Annotated in this window: 20 protein-coding genes and 1 tRNA gene; 6 read left to right on the top strand and 15 right to left on the bottom strand. The window is 58.0% G+C overall.

Annotation, left to right across the window (positions count from 1 at the left end):
• Positions 1 to 16: 16 nt before the first annotated feature.
• On the top strand, positions 17 to 3,412 hold the full coding sequence (locus MUY35_RS13990) for a D-Ala-D-Ala carboxypeptidase family metallohydrolase (RefSeq protein WP_248369660.1): 3,396 nt from the start codon (positions 17 to 19) through the stop codon (positions 3,410 to 3,412).
• Positions 3,409 to 4,509 carry a hypothetical protein gene (locus MUY35_RS13985; protein WP_248369658.1) on the top strand — a complete coding sequence of 367 codons (1,101 nt, stop codon included), beginning with the start codon at positions 3,409 to 3,411 and terminating at the stop codon, positions 4,507 to 4,509. Before MUY35_RS13990 ends, MUY35_RS13985 begins: the two co-directional genes overlap by 4 nt.
• A gap of 113 nt (positions 4,510 to 4,622) precedes the next feature.
• Here MUY35_RS13985 and MUY35_RS13980 read toward each other — a convergent pair whose 3' ends face one another.
• From MUY35_RS13980 to MUY35_RS13940, 9 genes are all read right to left on the bottom strand, one after another.
• Positions 4,623 to 6,578, bottom strand: a complete 1,956-nt coding sequence (locus MUY35_RS13980) for an OmpA family protein (RefSeq protein ID WP_248369656.1) — start codon at positions 6,576 to 6,578, stop codon at positions 4,623 to 4,625.
• A gap of 159 nt (positions 6,579 to 6,737) precedes the next feature.
• Entirely contained in the window at positions 6,738 to 7,625 is an 888-nt protein-coding gene (locus MUY35_RS13975) for an HAD-IIA family hydrolase (protein ID WP_248369654.1), read from the bottom strand.
• Positions 7,626 to 7,627: 2 nt separating this feature from the next.
• Positions 7,628 to 8,443, bottom strand: coding sequence for a phosphonate ABC transporter, permease protein PhnE (gene phnE / locus MUY35_RS13970; protein ID WP_248369652.1), 816 nt, complete (start codon positions 8,441 to 8,443; stop codon positions 7,628 to 7,630).
• The gene (gene phnE, locus MUY35_RS13965) at positions 8,443 to 9,255 is read right to left on the bottom strand and encodes a phosphonate ABC transporter, permease protein PhnE (protein ID WP_248369650.1); all 813 of its coding nucleotides are present in this window, start codon (positions 9,253 to 9,255) and stop codon (positions 8,443 to 8,445) included. The genes phnE (MUY35_RS13970) and phnE (MUY35_RS13965) overlap by 1 nt, the downstream gene beginning before the upstream one ends.
• The gene (gene phnC / locus MUY35_RS13960) at positions 9,252 to 10,040 is read right to left on the bottom strand and encodes a phosphonate ABC transporter ATP-binding protein (protein WP_248369649.1); all 789 of its coding nucleotides are present in this window, start codon (positions 10,038 to 10,040) and stop codon (positions 9,252 to 9,254) included. Before phnC ends, phnE (MUY35_RS13965) begins: the two co-directional genes overlap by 4 nt.
• A gap of 66 nt (positions 10,041 to 10,106) precedes the next feature.
• Positions 10,107 to 11,081: a phosphate/phosphite/phosphonate ABC transporter substrate-binding protein gene (gene phnD, locus MUY35_RS13955; protein ID WP_248369648.1), complete on the bottom strand. Its 975-nt coding sequence runs from the start codon at positions 11,079 to 11,081 to the stop codon at positions 10,107 to 10,109.
• 71 nt (positions 11,082 to 11,152) lie between these two features.
• Positions 11,153 to 11,809, bottom strand: coding sequence for a phosphoglycolate phosphatase (gene gph / locus MUY35_RS13950; RefSeq protein ID WP_248369646.1), 657 nt, complete (start codon positions 11,807 to 11,809; stop codon positions 11,153 to 11,155).
• A gap of 117 nt (positions 11,810 to 11,926) precedes the next feature.
• Positions 11,927 to 12,002: transfer RNA gene (locus MUY35_RS13945), tRNA-Ala, on the bottom strand.
• Positions 12,003 to 12,088: 86 nt separating this feature from the next.
• On the bottom strand, positions 12,089 to 12,409 hold the full coding sequence (locus tag MUY35_RS13940; protein ID WP_248369644.1) for a TIGR02300 family protein: 321 nt from the start codon (positions 12,407 to 12,409) through the stop codon (positions 12,089 to 12,091).
• Between the two features lie 128 nt (positions 12,410 to 12,537).
• On the opposite strand from MUY35_RS13940, the gene MUY35_RS13935 reads away from it, so the two are divergent.
• Positions 12,538 to 13,269: a SprT family zinc-dependent metalloprotease gene (locus MUY35_RS13935; RefSeq protein WP_248369642.1), complete on the top strand. Its 732-nt coding sequence runs from the start codon at positions 12,538 to 12,540 to the stop codon at positions 13,267 to 13,269.
• 48 nt (positions 13,270 to 13,317) lie between these two features.
• The gene (locus MUY35_RS13930; protein WP_248369640.1) at positions 13,318 to 13,971 is read left to right on the top strand and encodes a GntR family transcriptional regulator; all 654 of its coding nucleotides are present in this window, start codon (positions 13,318 to 13,320) and stop codon (positions 13,969 to 13,971) included.
• A 16-nt stretch (positions 13,972 to 13,987) separates the two neighbouring features.
• Here MUY35_RS13930 and MUY35_RS13925 read toward each other — a convergent pair whose 3' ends face one another.
• The gene (locus tag MUY35_RS13925) at positions 13,988 to 14,443 is read right to left on the bottom strand and encodes an Lrp/AsnC family transcriptional regulator (protein WP_248369638.1); all 456 of its coding nucleotides are present in this window, start codon (positions 14,441 to 14,443) and stop codon (positions 13,988 to 13,990) included.
• 146 nt (positions 14,444 to 14,589) lie between these two features.
• Here MUY35_RS13925 and MUY35_RS13920 point away from each other — a divergent pair, with 146 nt between their 5' ends.
• Both MUY35_RS13920 and MUY35_RS13915 read left to right on the top strand, forming a co-directional pair.
• On the top strand, positions 14,590 to 15,024 hold the full coding sequence (locus MUY35_RS13920; RefSeq protein WP_248369636.1) for a universal stress protein: 435 nt from the start codon (positions 14,590 to 14,592) through the stop codon (positions 15,022 to 15,024).
• A 21-nt stretch (positions 15,025 to 15,045) separates the two neighbouring features.
• On the top strand, positions 15,046 to 16,590 hold the full coding sequence (locus MUY35_RS13915) for an alanine/glycine:cation symporter family protein (RefSeq protein ID WP_248369634.1): 1,545 nt from the start codon (positions 15,046 to 15,048) through the stop codon (positions 16,588 to 16,590).
• 75 nt (positions 16,591 to 16,665) lie between these two features.
• On the opposite strand, the gene lpdA is transcribed toward MUY35_RS13915, so the two are convergent.
• The 5 genes from lpdA to MUY35_RS13890 all read right to left on the bottom strand — a co-directional run bounded on the left by lpdA (position 16,666) and on the right by MUY35_RS13890 (position 23,715).
• Entirely contained in the window at positions 16,666 to 18,051 is a 1,386-nt protein-coding gene (gene lpdA, locus MUY35_RS13910; RefSeq protein ID WP_248369632.1) for a dihydrolipoyl dehydrogenase, read from the bottom strand.
• A gap of 87 nt (positions 18,052 to 18,138) precedes the next feature.
• A complete protein-coding gene (locus MUY35_RS13905) occupies positions 18,139 to 18,528 on the bottom strand; it encodes an MAPEG family protein (protein WP_248369631.1) in 390 nt (129 codons plus the stop codon).
• A complete protein-coding gene (locus tag MUY35_RS13900) occupies positions 18,518 to 19,183 on the bottom strand; it encodes a hypothetical protein (RefSeq protein WP_248369629.1) in 666 nt (221 codons plus the stop codon). The genes MUY35_RS13905 and MUY35_RS13900 overlap by 11 nt, the downstream gene beginning before the upstream one ends.
• Before the next feature lie 50 nt (positions 19,184 to 19,233).
• Entirely contained in the window at positions 19,234 to 20,733 is a 1,500-nt protein-coding gene (odhB, locus tag MUY35_RS13895) for a 2-oxoglutarate dehydrogenase complex dihydrolipoyllysine-residue succinyltransferase (RefSeq protein ID WP_248369627.1), read from the bottom strand.
• A gap of 3 nt (positions 20,734 to 20,736) precedes the next feature.
• A complete protein-coding gene (locus tag MUY35_RS13890) occupies positions 20,737 to 23,715 on the bottom strand; it encodes a 2-oxoglutarate dehydrogenase E1 component (RefSeq protein WP_248369625.1) in 2,979 nt (992 codons plus the stop codon).
• Positions 23,716 to 23,766: the final 51 nt, after the last annotated feature.

The following is a 23,766-nucleotide window of genomic DNA, read 5'->3' as shown; positions in this document are numbered from 1 at the left end:
ACGAAGGAGAAGTACATTGACTAAGATCACTGTTGAACAACTGATGTCGAAAATGGCGAAGCTGGACGCCGATGATACCGAGTTCTCTGAGTACTTCATTGTTGATGAAGAACAGTCCGGTCCCTTCTCGCCCAAGTTCAAATTGAACCCGGCAACTGTCCAGATACCGCGCGGGGCAGATGCGGCCCAACGCTCGGCGGCGCTGATGAATTCGGCCAACTGGTTTGCCCGAATGAGCCGAAGAAACGTGTTTCAACAAAAGCTGGCGCGGGGGTATGATGGCCCGATCATTGTGTCTGAAGGCGACAGCTGGTTTCAGTATCCGATCAAGCTCAGGGATACGATTGACCATTTGATGGGCGACTATGCGATTTATTCGCTGGGTGCGGCTGGCGATTTGCTGAAGCGGATGGCGGACAAGAAGGAATACACCCGCGCGCTCAGGGAAACCGGGGCCGGTATATTGCTGTTATCCGGTGGCGGCAATGATCTGGTGGCCGGCGGCGCACTAGCCGCACATCTGGAGGCATTCGATCCAGATCTTGCGCCCGCCGACTATCTTCTGCCGTCGTTTCAAGCGCTGTTAGACGACGCGTTGATGCATTACGGCCGAATGTTTCGCCACGTGCACCAACTGTTCCCGCATGTCTGTATTCTTTGCCACGGCTACGACTATCCGGTGCCCAACAAGGACCGCTGGCTTGGTAAACCGATGGAAACCCGCGGCATTCGCAACAAGGCCCTGCAAATGGCCATCGCGGCCGAGATGATGGACCAGTTCAACCGCCGTCTGCGCCGCCTTGCCAGGTCCATGCCGCATGTGACCTATATCGACTGCCGCGGCGTGGTCGGCAATCACCGCTGGTTTGACGGGTTGCACCCAACGGGCGAAGGGTACGGCGATGTCGCCGACAAATTCCGTCGCGAGATCAACCGCATCGCCAATGCCCGCAGCGGCCCTCCGGTGATCATCAGCGGCCCGTTCGGATCAGCCACGGAGCTTTCGCGCGCTATGCAAGCCCCCCAAGTGATCGCAGGTGGCGCGGCCAAGGGGATGTCGCTGCATGTCGGCGTCAACACCGTGGACCCCGCCCACTACGATGGCTGGGACGGGCAGTTGACCGCCTGCGAGGCCGACGCGCTGGCGATGCAGGACATTGCAATGAACGAAGGGTTTAAACCGCAGCTTCTGCTGACCCGTGACGCCACCCGCCAGAACGTGGTGGCCGAGATTGAACGGGCGGCAAAAGACCTCGACCCCGGCGATATGTTCCTGTTCTCGGTGTCGGGTCACGGCGGGCGAGTGCCTGATTTCAATCAGGACGAAGACCACGACGATGAAAGCCAGCGGATGGACGAAACGCTGTGCCTTTACGATTTCCAGATCGCAGATGACGAACTTTACATGCTCTGGACGCTGTTCAAAAACGGGGTGCGGGTGCTGATGGTGCCTGACACCTGCCATTCAGGCTCAATGGCGCGCTTTGGACCCACTGCCCCGGCTGAATTGTTCGGGCGGGCAATGCCGCAAGACCCCCGCATCCGTGCGATGCCCCTGCATATCGAGGACCGCGTCTGGCGCGCGAACGAAGCCGCATATCGCACGGCATCAAAATCTTATAGCGCGATGAAAGAAAGCGTCATGACGGCGCCACTGAGCAGCCCCATTCAGGCGTCTGTCCTGAACCTTGGGGCGTGCAAGGACACCCAGTTCGCGATGGACGGCGCACAGAATGGCGCTTTCACCGGCGCACTTTTGAAGGTTTGGGACGCAGGGCGGTTCAGCGGCGATTATCGCGCCTTCCGCGCCGCCATTGATGGCGAAATCGGCAGCGACAGCCAGACACCGCAATTGTTCGAACGGCTGATCAAAGAGCCGAATTTCGTCACTGACAGACCGTTCACTCTGCAACCCGTGGGCACGTCGGCCAGCACATGTGGGAGCGTAAAAGCCCCCCGCTCCGCGCCGGGCACAAGCACTATGGAAGCAGAGGACGACGAAGGCGAAGAAAGCGACCTGCTGCCCGATGTCGAGGTTGACGCGATCCTATCCGCCAAGTCACGTGGGGCGGGGTTTCGCAGCGCGACAGCGGCGTTGGAGTGGTCTGATTACGCCGATTTTGACGGGTTCATTCGCTCGCTCAGGTTGAAGAATTTCAGCACGGATGAGTTTCTGATCCTTGGCGGCGGCCACAGCACGCCCGGCGGTGCGTGTCATGGTAAAAACACATATCCGCCCCGCAGCCTTTGGACCAACATCGCCAAGACCGCGCAGGCGCTGGACCATTTCCGCGACCGGATCGGCAAGCCAATTGCAATCACCAACGCCTATCGCGCCCCGGGCTATAACGCCTGTATCGGCGGCGCGAAGCGAAGCCAGCATATGAATTTCTGCGCGCTGGACTTCAAAGTCTCAGGGATGAAAGCGCCCGAGGTCGCGAAGGCCCTGCGCTGGTTGCGCGATAAGGAAGGGTTTTTTAAAGGTGGGATTGGCAGATATAACAGCTTCACCCATATCGACACACGCGGCACCAACCCCACATGGCCACCTGCGTTTCGCGATGCCAAACTGTCCGGTGCCTCACCCTTGAACAAACGCGAGCCGCGCGATCTGGCGGAACGTATCGCGGTGCTGATTTCGACCATTCTGGCAAAGCCACGCTCGGCCCCTGGCGCGAAATCGCGCAGTTCGGCCTTCGCGAACCCCGTCAGCCGGTCGGGCGACGATTTCGACCCAACGTCGGAAAACGCCGCGCATCAGCAAACGCTGCAAGCTGCGGTCAACGCCTCAAGTGTGATTTCCTTTGTTGAAAACCTGACGCCCAGCCAGAAAGAGGATGTGCTTCTGTCAACACTGTTTGCCCAACGGGCCGCTGACGCCAAGGCCGACCCGGTGAAAGAACGCGATGTGTGGCAGGCGACCTATATGGATATGCTCAGCCTGATGGGCTGGACACGCGAGGCGGCTCCGTTCGAGGCGAGCCAGAAGATGAAAGGCAATGGCAGCTTTGATAAAGTGATCCTGACGACGCTGGCGCAGGTCGCCACCGGCAACCAGTTCAAGATCGTCGAAAGCGCGATGGAGGCGCTGCGCGGTCTGGCATCCGACGACGGCAAGATCAAACTGTTCGATTTTGAGACGTCATCGTCTACCGGCGGCAACTTCCAGATCGGCAGCGCCGAGGCGTCGGGCGACGTCATCAGCATGGCGCTGGGTGCGTTCAACTTCAATTTTAAGGACAAGAAACAGAACATCCTGTTTGTTTCCTGGGGCAAGAACGAGCTTGAGTATTGGCTGTCGGCACAGAAAGTCGCGCTAAGCCCAACGATCTATGCCGATGTGCGCGAGATCATTCGTGACAAGTTGGCAGATAGCCGCAAAAGCCTGATCGCGGATATCGACATCGGATGACTGGCCCCGTCGATCCTTCAGCCCCACAGCCAGCGCGCGATAATGGGCAGACCGCACCGGTGGTGGGCAAGTTGCAGATCGCGCCCAAGCACCTGTTGATCATGCTGTTGCCAATCGCGGTGCTGACGGCTTCGGAATACCTGCTCGGCACGTTCGGCGACACTGCGTTGGTGGTGCCGGACGTCACATTGAACGATCTGTCACCGCTGGTGGAACTCGGCGCGCGTTACAAATTTCTTGCCGCCCTGTTCTTTTTTGTGGCGGTGACAATTACCCTGACGGCTGTCTTCGCGGCCGAACTTTATACGCGCCACACAAGGCGGTCGATCTGCTATACGCTGGTCGGGATCGTCGTGGTGATCATCGTGTCGCTTAGCTTTTCAACATTTGAGCCAGACTGGATGCCCGCCAGCTTTGAATCCCACTTTCTTCTGGGTGACGACTTGTTTCGCACAACCCTTGGCACCGGCAAGCTGCCCGGTTGTGCACCCGGCGGCGCGCTGGCCAGTGCCTGCGCTGATCAAGGCGCGTTCTTCGCGATGAAGTACCTTCTGAACCATGTGAACATCCTGACGTCACTGTCCGCCGCCGCGATCATTGCGGGCATGGTGCTGTCGCTGGCCCGCCCGCGTCAGGTGGACCTGTCGACGCAAGATGGACTGATCATCGAAGCCCAAGCCCTACAAGTCGCGCAGGAGACGTCTCAGCGATATCTTTATTGCTCGGGCGTTTTGCTAACGACGGGCATGGTGCTTGTGTTGTCTTGGATGTCATGGCCCAACGCGATGATCACCGATGATAAGGTGCGCGAGGCACATCTTGGAGTGATCAACTCGCTGTCGATGTTTCGTGGCGTGACCTACACAGTGCTGATCTTGTCGTTCTACATGCCGGTCAGCCTGATCCTGAAAGTGCGGATCGAACGTTTCAAACGCGCGGCAAGCGGCGTCGGTGAACCCGAGTTGGGCGCGCAGTTGGAAGGGTTCGATATCAACCGCATCGCCAGTCTGGATGCGTTCAAAGCGATGCTCGCGATCGCTTCGCCGATCCTTGCCAGTGCCATCGGATCGTTCGCGGAACTGTCGCTGTTTCAATAAACGGCGTTGGGGCGTCTACGAGTAACCGCGCAGGTCAGCATGATGTCTTCTTGCACAAAATATGGCCGGCAAAGATTATCCTTGCCGGCCATCAAATGTCTCAGGTGCCCCGATCAGTTCGAGACCTGACGAAGCAGTTGGGTGATCCGACGCACACTTGCGCGACGGTTAGCCCGCTCCTCCAAGTCTGTATCGATCTTAAGGAACTCTTCTCCATAGCCCTGCACCACAAGGTTCTCGGGCGGCACGTCGAAGTATTCGGTCAACGCCAGCGCCACCGATTCCGCCCGGCGGTCGGACAGGGCCAGATTATAGGCAGCAGACCCGACCGCATCAGTATGGCCTTCGATCAGGAAGACCTCATTGCGGCCAGTGGCAACATAGCTTTGGATCAGCTTGCCCAGTCGTGACAGCGAGCGCGCCTGATCCGGCCGGATCGCAGCCGACCCCGTTTCAAATGTTATCGCATCCAGGTCGATGACTGGCACAAGGGCGCGCACCTGCGGGATGTCGCGGACCTGAGCAAGGCTGAAGCGCCGCTCAAACACGCCCTGTTGCGCCAAGGCGGCGCGCAGGGCGTCTTCGTCGGCGTCCGTTGCAAGTTCCGGCTGAACAGCGGGTGCAGGTAGGGTCGCAACATCCACCGGTTCAACATCAACCGTGTCGTCGATCAGGTAGGTTAGCGTGCCATCCTCAGCCACATAAACGCGGCGCAGCACCCTGTATTCAGCATCGCGGATCGTCACGATCTGCGAGCCATCCTTGCGCGTGACGGTCGTGCGGGTCGACCCATCTTCGAAGGTTTCCGTCCGCACGGTCGAGCCGGGTTGACGCAACAGCGCGTTGTCGTCCTTGATGATTTCAAGGCTGCCATCATCGCGCGTCACAACGACCCGGTCACCCGAGTTCAACGTCACCTCGCGATTGTTGGACAGGATCGCCCCGACGGCAATAGCGCCAAGGCCCAGCAAGATCGCCGTTTCACCCTTGGACAGGCCTTTATCGCCATCAGACTTGGCGGTCGTCGCGGGGTCTTTGGCAACAGGCTGCGCCGTTTCGTTCACTTTGTTGGCAAAGTCTTCGTCAGACGAGCGCGCAGTTTCTTCGGTCACCACTTCTTCGGTCACCTCAGCGGTTGCTTCCGCCTCGACCGGGGCGTCTGCTGCCGCGGCCGCTGGGGCTTCGCCGCTTTCGGCTTCTGGCTGGATGGGCAGTTCCGGAACGGGTTCGGCAGGCGGGGCGTCTGCAGTCGCGTCATCCGCAGCCGTCAACGCTTCAGCCAGCGCCGCCTCTTCCTCTGGCGACACGTCCGCAACGTCTGCTGTTTCCGGGGCAGCTTCACCTGCTTCAGGTGTTGGGGTCTCCGCTGGTGCGGCCTCGGCTGTGTCGCTTTCGGCAACGTCTGCTGTTTCCTCCGTAACCGCCTCGGCTGCTGTAGCTTCTGGCGCATCCGTAGAAGGTTCGGCGCTTTCGACTTCGGCGGGCTCTTCGACGGGTGCGTCCGCAACGGGAGCTTCTTCAACGGGTGCTTCTTCAACAGGTGCTTCCACTACGGGGACGTCTTCCGCCGGGGCAGCCTCAGCGGGGGCTTCCTCAGCAGGCACTTCCTCAACGGGGGCAACTTCAGCTGGCGCTTCTGCAACGGCGGGTTCTTCAACGGGCGCTTCCGCAATGGGGGCAACCTCGCCTGCTTCCTCTGCTGGAGGCGCTTGCGCAATTTCCGGGGTCATCCCACCTTCGCGCATCGCTTTCAGAAGTTCAGCCATCTCAGGTCGCAAACCGGCGGCAACTCCGTCTGCACATGGAAGGTCCGCCCCATCAGCGCAAATCATTGCGGACTTGGGGGCCGCAAACACGCCTTCGGCACAGGGCAAAGGGTCACCGTTTTCACAAATCATCTCGGTCGTCGGGACCTCAGCGACGCCTTCGGCGCAGGGCGTTTCGCTGCCGTCGAAACAAAGGAATTCGGGCAATGGCGCGTTCTGCTGTGCTTGGGCCGCAAACGGCGCGGGAAAGGCCAAAGAAATGGTTGCGAGCAGAGCTGTTGAGGATTTCCAGGTATGGCGCATTGAGCGGCCTCCAACGGGTTAAGGTCTATCAGACTTCGAACCTTACAACGTCACCGCTCGGGTTTGGTTCCATCTCATGTGCAGATAGGTCAATCGGCGTCATGCCGCCGTTTGGCTGTTCCAACTGCGCGACCGAGGCAGTCCTTCTGGCCCGACGCCCTAGGGCCGGTCCAGAATGAAGTCTGGGACGATTCCAGACGTTGCGATAGGCTGGGACACGTCATGGCCGTCGAAAAAGCCGAATCCTGCGATCAAAGCGGTCTTAGTGCCTGCAATCTGACCACCCAAAATATCGGTGTGCAAGCTATCGCCTACCATGACGGTGCGGGCCGGATCACAACCGCCAAGCTGCTCAAAAGCCAGCTCAAAAATATTCATGAAGGGTTTGCCAAAAAACTGCGGCACGGTTCCGGTTCGATCAGCCAATTGATGAGCGAAGTGACCGGGTTCGGTTGAAAACCCATGCTCGCGTGGCGCGACGATATCGGGATTGCCGACAAAAACCGGGCGCGCTGTGCGGGTAAGCGAGGCTTCCAATAGGGCCTGTCGTTCATCAGTCCAGTTCGAACTGCCCAGCATCAAAAACCCGTCAACCGCGTCATAGTCCGACGCGTCATCAGACAGAAAAGCGAAATCGAGGTGCTCTATCCCCTCATCACCAAAGCTTTCTTGGGCAACCAAGCCCCAGCGCCTCTTTGGTTCGGAGGACAAGGCGTGAAGCACTGTCTTTCGACTTGTAATAACATCCTCTGGCGCGAAGTCGTAGCCAAGGCGTTTGTACTTTTCCATCAACGTGGAATGAGGGTAACCAGCGGCATTTGACACAACAACGACGCGTTTTCCCGCATTTTGCAGACCAGCCACACGTGCAGGTGCACCTTCAATCGCCGTCTCGCCAATGTTCAAAACGCCAAACGCATCCAAAAGGAACGTGTCGGTGCTGTCTGCCAACGCGTCAAGGTCCGGCAGTCTTTGACATGCCCCGTCTCGAACCACCGCGGGCAGGCGGTGGCGCACGGCTTCGTAAGCCACAAAAGCCTCGGACATGTTCAAATGATCGCGCCTCGCACCTTGGCAGAGACCCATTCGGAAATCACGACAGCAAGCAAAATAACCAGAAGGATCAGCGAGACTTGCGGCCACGCCAGCACGTTTAACGAAGACGACAATTGCAGGCCGATACCGCCCGCGCCCACCAGCCCCAAAACGGTGCTTTCGCGAATATTGATGTCCCAGCGGAAAACGGCAATACCAGCAAAGGCAGGCAGAATTTGCGGCACGATACCATAGGCCATAATCTGCCAACGGCTCGCGCCGGTTGCGGTCACAGCTTCGACCTGTGTTTCGTCAATCTCTTCAATCGCCTCATAAAGCAGCTTTGCGCAAAATCCGATTGAGCGGATCGCAATGGCAACAACGCCAGCAAAAACACCGGGGCCAATAATCGCAATCAGCAACAATGCCCAGATTAGCGAGTTGATCGAACGCGTTGACACGATGATCAACAACGCAATCGGTCTGATAAACAGTTTTGACGGCGTGGTATTGCGCGCCGCTGCGAACGCCACAGGCACAGCAAGGATCAGCGCAATGATCGTGCCCAATGTCGCGATGTTCAGCGTGTCCCAGATGGGCTTGCCAAGCTGCGAGATGTATTCCCACTTTGGCGGCGTTGCGCGGGTCCATATATCGTTGGCAATCCGCGGCGCATCCCAAACGAAGAACCATGTCGTCGCCGCAGATATCTGCTGCCAACAATAGGCAAAAATCGCCACGCCCGTCAGCCAAAGCACCCAATGAAACAGGCTTTCGCGCCCAGTGCGACGTTGCCAAAGCTTCAGTTCATTTTGTTCAAGAACCGGCATTACTGCACCCTCGCCCGGATCACGCCGGACAGGTATTCCAGTGCCATAACAATGATGATGATCATCATCAAAATGGCTGCGGCTGTGTCGTATTCATACCGGTCAAACGCAGTGTTCAGTGTCGCACCAATGCCACCCGCACCGACCAATCCCAGGATGGCGCTTTCACGGAAATTGATGTCGAGGCGATACATCGAAAGCCCAATGAGGCGCGGCATGACCTGCGGCTGCACCCCGTAATTGATCCACTGCATCCACTTCGCGCCCGATGCCTTAATGGCCTCGGCTTGCACGCGGTCCATACTTTCGATGTCTTCGGCCAGCAGCTTTGACAGGAAGCCAATCGTGGCAAAGCTAAGCGTCAGGAAGCCCGCGAGCGGCCCAAAACCAAAGATCGCAACCAACAAGATCGCGACGATGATTTCTTGCAAGGCGCGCGACACTGCGATGATACCGCGGCAGATGAAATAGATCGGCAATGGTGCCACGTTGCGCGCCGCACCAAGCGCAATCGGAATAGAAATCAAGATGCCGATGACGGATGATGCGACCGTCATAATGATACTTTCAATCATCCCGCTCCATATGTCGCTTGATCGCGACGTGAAGTCAGGGCTGGTGAAGGCCAGCACGAATTGCTTGCCCCGTTCCAACCCCTCATAAACTCGGGACCAATTGACCTCGATCGTCATGTAGGCGGCGATCAGGTAGGCCACAAATCCGATGAGCAGTAGCCATCGCAACCACGCACGTTGAACGAATGGCTTCTTCTTCCACGGCTTTCCCAAGATCGTTTCAAGTTCCGTATTCATTCGACGACCTCTTCGTCGTCATCGACCGCTTCTATCGTGGCTTCCCAATCTTCTTCGCCGTAAATCGTGGTCAGCACATCGGGCGTCAAACCTTCGGGTGGGCCGTCAAATTCGACAGCGCCGAAGCGCAACCCGATGACGCGCTGCACAAACATCTGCGCAAGCGCAACATCGTGGATGTTGATAATCGCCGCCAGCCCGCGCTCTTTGCAAAGCTCGCAGATCAGGCGCATGATTTGGCGGGATGTTTTTGGGTCAAGCGACGCAGTCGGCTCATCAACCAAAAGCAAGGCCGGGTCTTGGATCAGCGCGCGACAGATACCAACGCGTTGCCTTTGCCCACCTGACAGTTCGTCAGCCCGCTTGTCCGCCATGTGCGCCAGACCGACCCGATCCAGCAACCGAAAGGCCTCGTCAACGTCAGACTGAGGGAACTTGCGCAAAAAGCTGCGCCAGAAGCCGACATAGCCCAAGCGGCCGGACAGCACGTTCTCCATCACCGTCAATCGCTCGACAAGCGCGTATTCCTGAAAAATCATCCCCATGCGCCGACGCTCTTTGCGAAGCGCGCCAGACGATAATCCGGTCAATTCCGTTCCAGCCAGATACACCTTCCCGGAGGTTGGTTCGACCAATCTGTTGATGCAACGGATAAGCGTCGACTTTCCCGCGCCAGATGGCCCGATCAAAGCCAGAACCTGACCTTCTGGGATTTCCAGATCGACTGCTTTTAGCGCCTGATCCCCGGTCTTATATGTCTTCACAAGCTTCTCAAGCCGCAGCATGAAAGCCTCCCCGCCCCAGTTTTTGTTATTGGAGGGGGCGAGCCTTTCGGCCCGCCCCAACAAGTATTACTCGCAGGCGTAGCTTACGCCATTGGCTGTATCGATCTTGCGGATCACATCCCAGAATTCCAGATAGGTCATCTCAAGGAATTGCCCCTCGTTTGACTTCTCAAACTCTTCCTGCAGCGACGTGCCGTCCCATTCAAAGTTGAAGAACGCGTTTCGGATTTTTTCCTTCAACTCAGGCTTCAGGTTATAGACCGTGCCGAACCCGGTGGTCGGAAACGTTTGCGATTTATAGATCACTTTGACGTCGTCTTCTTTGATGACATCGCGGCTGATCATGCGCGACTTTACCGAGTTTGCGATAGAGGCTGCCATATAGTCTTTGTTGGCCACACCAAGGATCGAGTTGTCGTGCTTGCCCGAATAGACCGGCTCAAAATCGCGATCGGGCAGCATATCAAAGTCACCCTTCAGAATCGCAGACGGTGCTTTGAAACCAGAATTCGACGTGGGCGAGGTAAAGGCCAACTGCTTGCCTTTGATATCCTCGACCTTTTCGATGCCAGAGCCCGGATAAGTGATGATTTCCATCTCATACCCAAAATTGCCGTCCAATGACGCCATGATAGTAAACGGATTGAAACCTGCACAATTCACAGCCAAAGGGTTCGACCCGGTATTGAAGCCTGCAATGTGAAGGCGGCCTGACCGCATCGCCTCAATCTGGGCGGCGTTGCTTTGCACCGGGAAAAACATGACCGGCTTGCCAGTCTCGGCTTCTAGATGGGCCAGAAAATCAGACCAAGCCTCTTTGTAAACCGCCGGGTCTTCAACGGGGGTATAGGCAAAAATTAGGGTGTCGGGGTCAATTTGCTCGGCGGGGTCAGTGGGTGTATCTGCCAGCAGATCCCCGTCAACGTCACAAAATCTTTCGTCCAAAGTGCCACGTGGGCAGTCTTGTGCAGCAGCAGGTCCGGCCAGCGAAAGGCTGAATGCCAAAGCGGCTCCGGACAGTAGTGTGGTCATTACTTTCATGAAATTATCCTCCCTAGACGGTGAGGCTAGAGCGGAATAGCGCTCACAAGCAAGACATAATTCGGCTGCTATCAACGGTTGAGAAAGTCTGCTTTGGTCCAATCGCTGAAGCAGTCCGCCGCCAAAACATCCAATGCCTTGCCATTCAGATAGCCGCCCGAAAACAGCCAAAACGGAACCGCTGCATTTCGCGCCGTTTGAAAATCGACGCCACTATCGCCGACATAAATCGAATTATCGGGCGTCGCCCCAAGGTCGGAAATACAGCCAAGCAACGGGGCAGGATCAGGTTTCTTCACCACATTGGGTTCTGCCCCGACGATGACGTCGAAATACTGTGTAAGACCAAGTTCCGCACAAATTCTCCGGGCAGGCTCGGTCGGTTTATTTGTGCAGACGCCCAATGGCACGCCAGCCGCACGCAAACTTTCAAGGCAGGCAACCACGCCGGGATAGGGGCGCGTCAACGTTGTCATGTTCTGCTCATAGCTTTGCAGAAAAAGCGCCAAGGCGTCTGCTTGCAAGTTGTCATTAAACGCGCCCGTTGCCTTCAACGCGCGTTCAACCAGTTTCTCGACACCATTGCCGATAAATGAAATGGTGGTTTCCAGATCAAGCGGCGCGCGGTCCAGCGCGGCCAAAGCCACATTGGCTGCGGCCTGCAAGTCCGGCGCCGAATGGATCAACGTGCCGTCCAGATCGAAAATGATTGCGTCGGGTATTGTCATAAGAGGTTCTTACCGCGTCCAATCCTTGCGCACCATCGTCCACGACAGGGCAGCCCACGTTGCTGATCGTCGGTCGCGCCCTAGCGTGTCCAAAATAAGTATATCTGTTTGAAGAATTGGTGGAGCCTAGCGGGGTCGAACCGCTGACCTCTTGCATGCCATGCAAGCGCTCTACCAACTGAGCTAAGGCCCCATCACGCTGGCGTTGCCGCCGTCGCTGCGCGGTATTTATGCAAAGGCGCGTATGGGTTCAACCCAAAAAACGCGCCTATGCTTTATTTAGTCGTCGTCGTCGGCGGCGACGTCTGCGATCTCGTCCAGCGAGACTTCGTCCTCTTCGTCGTCCAGGACATCGTCGCCCAGATCGACATCGGCTGTGTCGTCATCGTCTTCCAGAACGGCATCTGCGTCTTCGACCAGATCGTCCTTCATCGCGGCTTTATCTTCTTTATCGGCAACCATTGTGCGCGATGCTTTACCGGTTTCGAGGTTCACAACCTCACCCGTATATGGGCTGACCACCGGATTGGCGTTCAAGTCGTAAAACCGTTTACCGGTCGTCGGGCAGACGCGTTTAACGCCCCATTCTTCCTTGGGCATGTAAAACCCTTTCCGTTCTGTCAAAGTCGTGCGAGATTTGCCGCCAACTGCCACATGAATGCAGGGGTGTCAAAGGCTTTTCCCTTTATGGGCAGATACCGTGGCAATTGTAAGCAAAAAGGGACCGTATGTTCTGGTCAAATAAGACAGACAGGCTTGTCAAAGCCGAACAGGTGAAACTGGCGGGTGCGCCCACGGTGTCGGTGCTGTTGCGCCCGTCATCGCGGGCAAGGCGTTTGTCGCTGCGGGTTTCGAAGCTGGATGGCCGCGTTACGCTGACGGTGCCGCAAGGGGCATCCCGGCGCGAGGCTGTGCGCTTTGCGCAGGAACGCGCGCACTGGATTCGCAAACATCTCGCCGAAACGGTGCCCGAGCTGCGCCCGACAACTGGCCACACCGTCCCGTTTCTGGGGCAGCCCCATCCGATCGTCGAAGCGCCCTTACGCGCCGCGCGTGTGGCAGACGGTCAGATCCTTGTGCCGCCCGGCGACCCACGGAAATCCGCCGCCCGGCTAGAGGCCCTGTTGAAGCGCGAAGCGCGTGATCGGCTGGCGCGCGCAAGTGATCACTATGCCCAAAAGGTTGGCCGCAAATTTGGTCGACTGACCTTGCGCGACACCCGTTCGCGGTGGGGATCGTGCAGTTCCGAGGGCAATCTGATGTATTCATGGCGGCTGGTGATGGCGCCCGAGGTCGTGCTGGATTACGTCGCCGCGCATGAAGTTTCGCATCTGGTGCACATGGACCATTCACCCGCTTTCTGGGCGCAGGTCGACGCAATTTGCCCCGATTATCGCGCGCCCAGATCATGGCTGCGCGACAACGGATCGCAGCTGCACCGCTATCGGTTTCGCGATTGACCGCAAGGTCTTATTGACCTCGTGCGGATTTGTGATCACAATTGACCCATGCAGGCACAACCGCGTCAACCGTCCGACACTTCAAGCGCGCATGAACGCGTCTATCGCAGCTTGCGATCGCGGATCATGCACGGCGAATTGGATCCGGGGCAAAGCCTGACCATCCGCGGGATCGGCAAGGAATACGATGTCTCGATGACGCCCGCGCGTGAAGCCGTGCGTCGTCTGGCTGCTGAGGGGGCGCTAACCCTGTCCAGCTCGGGTCGCGTATCAGCACCCGATCTGACGGCCGAACGGATCGAAGAGCTTGCCGCGCTGCGCTCGCTGCTGGAACCTGAACTGGCCGCGCGCGCCCTGCCCCGCGCGCATATGGCCCTGATCGACCGGCTGCGCGCGATCAATGCACGGGTTTCTGAATGCGTCACGAAGCAGGATGCCGTCGGCTATCTGCGCACAAACCTTGAATTTCACCGCACGCTTTACCTTCGTGCCCAAGCACCCGCGATCCTTGCGGTCGCCGAAACCATCTGGCTGCAACTTGGCCCGACAATGCGCGCCCTATATGCACGTCGCCAACGCACAGACCTGCAACAGCACCACCGGATGATCTTGGCGGCCCTCGCCGCCGGTGACGAGCCCGCCTTGCGCCTGGCTGTACGAACGGACGTGACGCAGGGCTTGAAAATGCTGGTGTCGGACTAACCCTGCTGGCCACACGCTAACCCAGATGAAACCCCCTAAATTCCTTAACCGTTGACAGGCTCAGCAGGGTTTTCATCTGCGCGAAGGATGGAATGGAGGACAGGCGTTCGCGATAAAGCTTCTCGTAATCCTCGGTATTTCTTGCGGCCACCCTAAGCAGGTAGTCGAACTCGCCCGAGATCAGATGACATTCCAGAACCTCAGGCATTTCAAGGATTGCCGCCTCAAAGGCTTGTATATCCTCGCGCCGCTGGCTGACCAGCTTCGCCTCAATGAAGACCTGAATTTCCAGCCCGATCGCCTTGCGATTCAGACGCGCGGCGTAATTGGTGATCAGCCCATTCGCTTCCAATAATTTAACCCGCCGATGGCACGCCGAGATCGACAAACCCACTTTATCAGACAGCTTGGACATCGAAATCGCCCCATCCAACTGAAGGATGGAAAGAATTCGAGTGTCTAACTGATCCATTGTAAATTTTCCTAATATTTTTCCGTAAGCAGTAGTTTTTACGTAAATTATCCCTCACCGCAAGAAATTAAGTAACCTTTCCAAGTGATGCATTGCTAGTCTAGAGTTACTTAACACGTGACACGTTCACCCAAGGGAGGAAGAAAATGTCCAATAAGATCGTCGTCGGATACGATAGCAGTGACAGCACTAAAGCGACGCTGGATTTCGCAATCGGACTGGCCAAATCACAAGGTGCTGCTATCGTGGTCGCCCATGTGTTGGAATGGTCGCCCTATTCATTCCTGACACCGGACGAGCTGGAAGAGCGCCACAAGCGCCGTGGCGAGGAGCTTGAGCGCGCAGAAACAGCCATCCTTGCCCCGATTGTCAAAAGTCTGGAAAAAAGTGGGGTCAAAGTTACCACCGCTCTGAAATACGGCGGCATCGCAGATACACTGTGTGACATCGTGAAAGCCGAAGGCGCAACTCAGATCGTTGTGGGACGGACCGGAAGCTCTGGCTTGTCATCTCGCATCTTCGGCTCCGTCGCGGGGACTCTGGCGCAGATTTCGCCCGTGCCCGTCACCATTGTTCCATAACAAAAATGAACAGGGATAGTTATGAATAAGACATTCAAGGCGGCGGCCGTATCCGCGCCGGCCATGTTGGCAGCGACAGCGCCCGCATTGGCCCAATCCATGGACCAAAAAATCAACGATATCTTTGCAAGCTCAACCGGTTGGTTCGTGAGCTTCATCTTCAGCCCCTTCCCCGGCACGTCCTTTCCTTGGATCGTGGCGTGGCTGGTGGTCGCGGCAACGATCTTCACGATCTATTTCGGCCTGATCCAGTTCCGGGCTTTCCCGCACTCGATCTCGCTCGTGAAGGGCGATTACTCTGATCCCAATGACGCGGGCGAGGTCAGCCACTTCCAAGCGCTGGCGACCGCTTTGTCCGGCACCGTCGGCCTTGGCAATATCGCAGGTGTGGCCGTCGCTGTCGGCATCGGCGGGCCGGGCGCCACGTTCTGGATGATCCTTGCAGGTCTGATGGGGATGGCGTCGAAATTCACCGAATGCACATTGGGGGTAAAATACCGCAACGAATACGAAGACGGCACCGTATCGGGTGGCCCGATGTATTACATGACCAAAGGGTTTGCCGAGCGTAATTTGCCAGCTGGCAAGTTCATGGCGGTCCTGTTTTCGGTCTTTTGTATCTTGGGCTCCCTTGGTGGTGGCAATATGTTCCAGGCCAATCAGGCGCACGCACAGATTGCCAACGTGGTCGGTGACTTCCCCGGCTGGATCACCGGTATCGTTTTCGCCGCAATCGTCTTCGCTGTCATTATTGGTGGCCTGAAATCCATTGCCAGCGTGACCGAGAAGGTCGTCCCGTTCATGGGTGTTCTTTACGTGCTGACCGCTTTGGTCATCCTGTTGATGAATGCCAACATGATCGGCTGGGCTTTCGGCCAGATCTTCGCAGGTGCCTTCACCGGTCTTGGCGTTGCTGGTGGTATGGTCGGCGCACTGATCCAGGGCTTCAAACGGGCGGCGTTTTCGAACGAAGCTGGCGTTGGTTCGGCAGCGATTGCCCACTCGGCGGTGCGCACCAAAGAGCCGATCACTGAAGGCTTCGTATCCCTGCTTGAGCCGTTTATCGACACTGTCGTGATCTGCACTATGACCGCGCTTGTGATCATCATCACAGGGCAATTGGTCAGTGACCCGGCAACTGGCTTGTATCTGCTGGACGAAGGCGGAGCGACCATTCAGACCATCGATGGCAACAAGGGCGTGGCGCTGACCTCGGCGGCGTTCTCGGCGTCTTTTGGTTGGTTCAAGTATGTGCTGGCCATCGCGGTGATCCTGTTCGCCTTCTCGACCATGATCAGCTGGTCCTACTATGGCCTAAAGGCTTGGACATTCCTGTTTGGTGAAGGCCACACGAAGGAAATCGTGTTCAAAGTGATCTTTTGCATCTTCGTGGTGATCGGTGCGTCGGCCAACCTTGGCCCCGTCATCGACTTCTCGGACGCGGCGATCTTTGCCATGGCGGTCGTGAACATCGTGGCGCTGTACTTCCTGATGCCGATCGTGAAGCGCGAGCTTGACAGCTATCTGTCGCGTCTCAAGTCGGGTGAAATCAAGAAGTTCCACTGACCTGACGCAAGGTTGCTGAAACACGAAAGCCACCGGATCGCTCCGGTGGCTTTTTTCTTGCGCGCTTAAAGCGGCTTACGCGTGGATCGCGCCATCTCCACAAGCCAGCGCCGCCTCTCGCACTGCTTCCGAGAAGGTCGGGTGGGCGTGGCAGGTGCGGGCCAGATCCTCGGCCGAGCCGCCGAATTCCATCAGCACGCAAGCCTCGTGGATCAATTCGCCCGCTGCGGGGCCCATGATGTGGACACCCAGAACGCGGTCGGTGTCTTTATCGGCCAAGATTTTCACAAAACCCTCGCCTTGGAACACGGCTTTCGCACGACCATTGCCCATGAAGCTGAACTTGCCGACCTTATAGGCGCGGCCTTCTTTCTTCAGCTCTTCTTCGGTCTTGCCGACAGAGGCAACTTCCGGCGCGGTATAGACCACCCCCGGAATGACATCGTAATTCACGTGACCGGCCTGACCTGCGATGGCTTCTGCGGCGGCCATGCCTTCATCTTCGGCCTTGTGGGCCAGCATCGGGCCTTCGATGACGTCGCCAATGGCCCAGACGCCCGGTACCGAGGTTTTCCAATGGTCGGTCGCGATCTGACCCCGTTCGGTCATTTTCACGCCCAGCGCGTCCAATCCCAAACCTTCGACATACGGACGGCGTCCGGTGGCAACCAGCACCACATCCGCGTCAATCGCGTGCTCGCTGTCATCCTTGCGCAGCTTGTAGTTCACGGTCGCCTTGGTTTTCTTGGCATCCACATTCTGAACAGCCGCACCCATGATAAAGCTCAGCCCCTGCTTTTTCAGCGCGCGCTGGAAGGTCTTGGCAAGGTCGCTGTCCATCCCCGGCGTGATCGCGTCAAGGAATTCAACGACCGTCACCTCGGCGCCCAGACGTGCATAGACCGACCCCATTTCCAGCCCGATCACACCTGCGCCGATCACAACCATTTTCTTTGGAACCTTCGGCAACTCAAGCGCCCCAGTGGAGGTCACGACGACCTTCTCGTCCACCTCGACGCCCGGCAGGGTCGACGGCTCGGACCCGGAGGCAATCACGATGTTCTTCGCGTTGTGGACGTCGTCACCCACCTTGACCTGACCGGCGGCGGGGATCGACGCCCAGCCCTTGATCCAGTCGACCTTGTTTTTCTTGAACAGGAACTCGATGCCCTTGGTGTTCTGACCGATGACGTCATCCTTATAGGCCAGCATCTGCTTCCAATCGACCGAGGGGGACTTCCCCTTCAGGCCCATCTTGGCGAAGTTGTGCTCGGCCTCGTGCAGGCTGTGGGAGGCGTGAAGCAGCGCCTTGGACGGGATGCAGCCGACGTTCAGACAGGTGCCGCCCAGCGTCTCGCGCCCTTCGACGCAGGCGGTTTTCAGGCCAAGCTGAGCGCACCGGATCGCGCAGACATAGCCGCCCGGGCCACCGCCGATGATGATTACGTCATAGTCTGCCATGTGTCTCGTTCCTTTCATTTGGGGTCTGGGCGCGGCGCATGTCCGCCATCGTCCCGCTCACCCCGGAGCATTCTTGCCTAGTGATATTCATATGAGCGCCGAGATCAACATCACGGTCGTCGCGATGAAACCCACGAACCAGATCAGCGACCGCCAAGGCGACCAGCCAAACAGGTAGGCGGGAAGATACAAAAGCCGCGCGGCCAGATAGATATAGGCGCATGTCACGGTCGTCGCGGTGGACTGACCCGATAGCGTGACGACGACCACGGCGGCGGTGAACAGGATCAGCCCTTCGAAATGGTTGTTCATCGCCCGCTGCGCACGCCCCGCCTTGCCCGTCAGCTCCCGCGGCTTGTCACGGGGCGAGGCCGCGTATTTCGACCCCACCTGCATCTGCGCCAGCACCGAATAGATGGAAAACTGGACCACTTGCAGCAGGCCCGCGAGGGCTAGGGCGGTTAGTTCAGGGGTCATTAGCCTCGTCAATGTCCGGCTGGTTAGCAGGTGGTTTAGGGGCCTCAATTAGTGCGACCGGCCTTTGATAAGATATCCCTAGCTTCTCACTCTCGTGTCTCTCGTGCTCCTCGCCCCAGATCGACTGAATTTCCATTATGTTCTCAAGTGCTTCGTCCCCACTGCCTATGGTGGTGACGGCCAGATTTAGGATCGTCAGAGCGACAACCAATTGAGAGCTACCTACGGCGAAGCGCGCCCTAGGTGCGTCAAGTTCTTCCAAGAACGCTATTAAAGCGTCATTAAGCTTTTTCGACCTTCTTGTAGCGAGTTTCAGATCGGGTATGGTCTCTTGAACTTCGGCAACGAGCAACCTGATCTTCTTCTTGGGCCCATCGGAGATTTTCACTCCAAAAGAATGGTGAGCAATGGCATTCGTCAGCAGAATTGTAGCAACTTCTGCTTCGACGTCGGTCAAGAAGTTATCCAACCCATTGGTGGGGTCGGCACCAGGGGGGACAGCAATTCCGTCAATCCCAGAGGCTTTCGCTGCGGCAGAGATAGTCTTCATATATTGAAGTTTCGCTCGCTTCACTAGTGAGGGTTCTTCGCTTGTCTCAACGAGGTGCTTCAGACGTGCCCTAGAGACCCGTTCAAGATGAATCCATTTTGCCATTGGCTCATCCGGCAGATCCTCATAGTCATCAGGTGAAAGTAGACTTAGCATCACAAATCCATCAACAACCGACGCGGATCCTCAAGCGCCTCTTTCACGCGCACAAGGAAGGTCACGGCGCCTTTGCCGTCCACGATCCGGTGGTCATAGGACAGCGCCAGATACATCATCGGGCGGATGACGACCTCTCCGTTGATCGCCATGGGGCGGTCTTGGATTTTGTGCATGCCAAGGATACCCGATTGCGGCGGGTTCAGGATCGGCGAGGACATGAGCGAGCCATAGACACCGCCGTTCGAGATGGTGAAGGTGCCGCCCTGCATCTCTTCCATCGACAGCTTGCCGTCACGGGCGCGGCGGCCTTTTTCGGCAATCGACTTTTCGATCGTGGCGAAGGACATCGCGTCGGCATCGTTGATCACCGGCACCACAAGACCCGTGGGGGTGCCAGCAGCGACGCCCATATTCACGTAGTTCTTGTAAACGATGTCGGTGCCGTCAATTTCCGCATTCACTTCGGGCACTTCCTTCAGCGCATGACAGCAGGCCTTGGTGAAGAAGGACATGAAGCCCAGACGCACGCCGTGTTTCTTTTCAAACTCGGCTTTGTATTCGTTGCGCAGCGCCATCACCTCCGTCATGTCGACCTCGTTATAGGTGGTCAGCATGGCGGCGGTGTTCTGGCTGTCTTTCAGACGGCGCGCGATGGTCTGGCGCAGGCGGGTCATCTTCACACGCTCTTCGCGGGACGCATCACCAGCGGCACGCGGGGCAGCCGGGACAGCAGCGGGCGCAGGGGCAGCTTTCGGTGCGGCCACAGCAGCAGCAACGTCATGCTTCATCACGCGACCATCGCGGCCTGTGCCTTGCACGTCGCCCGGCTTCAAACCGGCTTCTGCCATGGCTTTCTTGGCCGAGGGCGCGTCTTCGATATCCTTGCCAGTGGCCGCAGCCGACGACGCGGCAGCGGGTGCGCTGGCGGCGGGTGCGACGGCGGCACCAGTGCCCGACGACAGAACGGCTAGCTTGGCCGAGGCATCAACCGTGGTCCCTTCGGCGGCGAGGATCTCTGTCAGCACACCAGCGGCGGGCGCTGGCACTTCGACCGACACTTTGTCGGTTTCAAGTTCGCACAGCATTTCATCTTGCGCGACGGTGTCGCCGACTTGCTTGAACCAGCTGGACACAGTGGCCTCGGTCACGCTTTCGCCAAGGCTGGGGACCATCACGTCCACGGCCTGACCTTCGCCACCTGATGCAGCGGGGGCCGCTTCGGCCTTGGGCTTCGCAGCAGGCGCGGGGGCGGCCCCTTCGCCTTCACCGATGGTTGCCAGAAGCGCGTCAACGCCTACGGTTTCGCCTTCGGCAGCGACGATCTCGCCCATCGTGCCAGCGGCAGGCGATGGCACTTCAACGGTTACTTTGTCGGTTTCAAGCTCGCAGAGCATTTCATCGACCGCGACCGCATCGCCCGGTTTCTTGAACCAAGTGGCGACGGTGGCTTCGGTGACGCTTTCACCCAGTGTGGGGACCCTTACTTCGATGCTCATGGCTTATTTCCCTTCCATGTTCAGCGCCGCGTCCACGAGCGCCTCTTGTTGTGCTTTGTGCGTTGAGGCCAGACCGGTTGCGGGCGACGCCGCAGCAGGGCGCCCCACATAGTCGGGGCGCGTATGCTTGGCCCCGATCCGGGTCAGCACCCATTCGATATTCGGTTCAACGAAGGTCCAGGCGCCCTGGTTCTTGGGCTCTTCCTGACACCAGACGATTTCGGCCCCTTTGAAGCGTTCCAGTTCCTTCACCAGCGACATGGCGGGGAAGGGATAGAACTGCTCAAGCCGCAGCAGATAGACGTCTGTGATCCCGCGGCGGTCGCGTTCTTCCAGCAGGTCGTAATAGACCTTGCCCGAACACATCACGACGCGCTTGATCTTCTTGTCCGTGACCAGCTTGGCCTCGGACCGGCCCGTGCCGTTGTCGCGGTCGCCATCGTCCCACAGCACGCGGTGGAAGCTGGAGCCTTCGGTGAAGTCTTTCGCGTCCGACACCGCCAGCTTGTGACGCAAAAGCGATTTCGGCGTCATCAGGATCAGCGGTTTGCGATAGCCGCGATGAAGTTGGCGGCGCAGGATGTGGAAATAGTTGGCGGGCGTGGTGCAGTTGGCCACGATCCAATTATCGCCCCCGCACATTTGCAGGAAACGTTCCAGACGGGCCGAGCTGTGTTCCGGCCCCTGCCCTTCGAAGCCATGTGGCAGAAGGACGGTCAGACCGGACATGCGCAGCCATTTGCTTTCGCCCGAGCTGATGAACTGGTCGAACATGATCTGCGCGCCGTTGGCAAAATCGCCAAACTGCGCCTCCCACATTACCAGCGCGTTGGGTTCGGCCAGCGAATAGCCATATTCGAACCCCAGCACCGCGTATTCCGACAGCATCGAGTCGATGACTTCGTAACGTGCCTGCCCCTCGCGGATGTTGTTGAGCGGATAGTAACGCTCTTCCGTGTCCTGGTTGATCAGGCCGGAGTGACGCTGGCTGAACGTGCCGCGTGTGGCGTCCTGCCCTGACAGGCGCACCGGGAACCCTTCGGTCACAAGCGAGCCGAACGCGATGGCCTCGCCGGTTGCCCAGTCGAACCCGGACCCGGTTTCGAACATCTCTTTCTTGGCGTCCAGAAGGCGACCCACGGTTTTGTGCAGTGGGAAACCCTCGGGCGCCGTGGTCAGGGCTTTCCCGACCTCAGCCAGAGTTTCTGACGAAATCTCGGTCTTGCCGCGCTGGTATTCGTCGCTTTCCTTGTCCAGATGCGACCAGCGCCCGTCCAGCCAATCGGCTTTGTTGGGTTTGTAGTCTTTCCCAGCCTCGAACTCTTCGTTCATCTTGGCCTGAAAAGCGGCTTTCAGATCTTCAATCTCGCCCGCCGGAATCAATCCGTCCTTCACCAGACGATCCGTATAGATCTGAAGCGTGGTCGGGTGCTTTTTGATCCGCTTATACATCAACGGGTTGGTGAACATCGGCTCGTCGCCTTCGTTGTGACCAAAGCGGCGATAGCAGAAGATGTCCAGAACCACATCCTTGTGGAATTTCTGACGGAACTCGGTCGCGACGCGGGCCGCGTGCACCACAGCTTCGGGGTCATCGCCGTTCACATGGAAAATCGGCGCTTCCACCATCAGTGCGATATCCGTCGGGTAAGGCGACGAACGGCTGAAATGCGGGGCGGTGGTAAATCCGATCTGGTTGTTCACCACGATATGCATCGTGCCGCCAGTTTTGTGGCCGACAAGGCCCGACAAGCCGAAGCCTTCCGCCACAACGCCCTGACCGGCAAACGCCGCGTCACCATGCAGCAGGATCGGCAAAACCTGATCACGGTTCTTGTCGTTCAGCTGCTCTTGCTTGGCGCGCACCTTGCCCAGAACGACCGGGTTCACGGCCTCTAGGTGGGATGGGTTCGCGGTCAGGCTGATGTGAACGATGTTGTCATCAAATTCACGGTCCGAGCTAGCCCCAAGGTGATATTTCACATCACCCGACCCGTCCACGTCCTGAGGTTTGAAGCTGCCGCCCTGAAATTCGTTGAAAATGGCACGGTAGGGCTTTTGCAACACGTTGGCCAGAACCGACAGGCGGCCCCGGTGCGGCATCCCGATGGCAATATCTTTCAGACCAAGCTGACCGCCGCGTTTGATGATCTGTTCCATCGCCGGGATCAACGCTTCGCCGCCATCAAGACCGAACCGTTTGGTGCCCATATATTTCACATGAAGGAACTTCTCGAACCCCTCGGCTTCGACCAGCTTGTTCAGGATGGCCTTTCGACCTTCGCGGGTGAACTTAATCTCGCGGTCAAACCCTTCGATCCGTTCTTTAAGCCACGCTGACTGAACCGGGTCCGAGATATGCATATATTGCAGGGCAAACGTGCCGCAATACGTGCTTCTGACAATCGCCAGAATTTGCCGCAGCGAGGCGACTTCCAGCCCCAACACATTGTCGATGAAGATCGGGCGATCCATGTCCGCTTCGGTGAAGCCATAAGAGGCCGGATCAAGCTCGGGATGTTCGCTTTCGTCGCGCATGTCCAGCGGGTCAAGATCAGCCGCCAAGTGGCCGCGAATACGGAAGGCCCGGATGATCATCAGTGCGCGGATGCTGTCCAGAACCGCCCGCTTGACCTGATCGTCCGACAGCTTGACGCCCTTTTCGACCGCTTTCGCTTCGATCTTCTTCCCAGCTGCCTTGGCGTCCGTCTCGGGCGCTTCGGGCCACTGGCCATCCAGCGCATGAACACGGTCACCATCGGGCATCGGGGGCCAATCACTGCGCGCCCATGACGGCCCGGCCGCCTCGGCGGTCACATCCGCGCCATCGTCCCCCAGCTCGGCAAAAAACGCATGCCACGCGGCGTCAACCGCGTTGGGGTCTTTGATATATTGCGCATATAGCTGCTCAAGATACTCGGCGTTATGGCCTTGCATGAAGCTTGAGGCGTGGAAAAGGTCGTTCGGGCTCTGATCCGTCATGGGGGTCACCTGAAAATTGGTAAACGCGCGCCCCGGGAAATGGGGCGCGCG

Source organism: Aliiroseovarius sp. S1339 (assembly GCF_023195695.1).
Lineage (GTDB): Bacteria > Pseudomonadota > Alphaproteobacteria > Rhodobacterales > Rhodobacteraceae > Aliiroseovarius.
Note: the sequence above shows the minus strand (reverse complement) of the source record. Positions and strands in the feature narration are given on the sequence as shown.

Coding starts and splice junctions, on each gene's coding strand:
- MUY35_RS13930 (WP_248369640.1), top strand. CDS start 13,318: ATGCAGGCACAACCGCGTCAACCGTCCGACACTTCAAGCGCGCATGAA.
- gph (WP_248369646.1), bottom strand. CDS start 11,809: ATGACAATACCCGACGCAATCATTTTCGATCTGGACGGCACGTTGATC.
- MUY35_RS13940 (WP_248369644.1), bottom strand. CDS start 12,409: ATGCCCAAGGAAGAATGGGGCGTTAAACGCGTCTGCCCGACGACCGGT.
- phnD (WP_248369648.1), bottom strand. CDS start 11,081: ATGAAAGTAATGACCACACTACTGTCCGGAGCCGCTTTGGCATTCAGC.
- phnE (WP_248369650.1), bottom strand. CDS start 9,255: ATGAATACGGAACTTGAAACGATCTTGGGAAAGCCGTGGAAGAAGAAG.
- phnE (WP_248369652.1), bottom strand. CDS start 8,443: ATGCCGGTTCTTGAACAAAATGAACTGAAGCTTTGGCAACGTCGCACT.
- MUY35_RS13890 (WP_248369625.1), bottom strand. CDS start 23,715: ATGACGGATCAGAGCCCGAACGACCTTTTCCACGCCTCAAGCTTCATG.
- MUY35_RS13905 (WP_248369631.1), bottom strand. CDS start 18,528: ATGACCCCTGAACTAACCGCCCTAGCCCTCGCGGGCCTGCTGCAAGTG.
- MUY35_RS13900 (WP_248369629.1), bottom strand. CDS start 19,183: ATGGCAAAATGGATTCATCTTGAACGGGTCTCTAGGGCACGTCTGAAG.
- MUY35_RS13985 (WP_248369658.1), top strand. CDS start 3,409: ATGACTGGCCCCGTCGATCCTTCAGCCCCACAGCCAGCGCGCGATAAT.
- MUY35_RS13920 (WP_248369636.1), top strand. CDS start 14,590: ATGTCCAATAAGATCGTCGTCGGATACGATAGCAGTGACAGCACTAAA.
- odhB (WP_248369627.1), bottom strand. CDS start 20,733: ATGAGCATCGAAGTAAGGGTCCCCACACTGGGTGAAAGCGTCACCGAA.
- phnC (WP_248369649.1), bottom strand. CDS start 10,040: ATGCTGCGGCTTGAGAAGCTTGTGAAGACATATAAGACCGGGGATCAG.
- MUY35_RS13980 (WP_248369656.1), bottom strand. CDS start 6,578: ATGCGCCATACCTGGAAATCCTCAACAGCTCTGCTCGCAACCATTTCT.
- MUY35_RS13925 (WP_248369638.1), bottom strand. CDS start 14,443: ATGGATCAGTTAGACACTCGAATTCTTTCCATCCTTCAGTTGGATGGG.
- MUY35_RS13915 (WP_248369634.1), top strand. CDS start 15,046: ATGAATAAGACATTCAAGGCGGCGGCCGTATCCGCGCCGGCCATGTTG.
- MUY35_RS13935 (WP_248369642.1), top strand. CDS start 12,538: ATGTTCTGGTCAAATAAGACAGACAGGCTTGTCAAAGCCGAACAGGTG.
- MUY35_RS13975 (WP_248369654.1), bottom strand. CDS start 7,625: ATGTCCGAGGCTTTTGTGGCTTACGAAGCCGTGCGCCACCGCCTGCCC.
- lpdA (WP_248369632.1), bottom strand. CDS start 18,051: ATGGCAGACTATGACGTAATCATCATCGGCGGTGGCCCGGGCGGCTAT.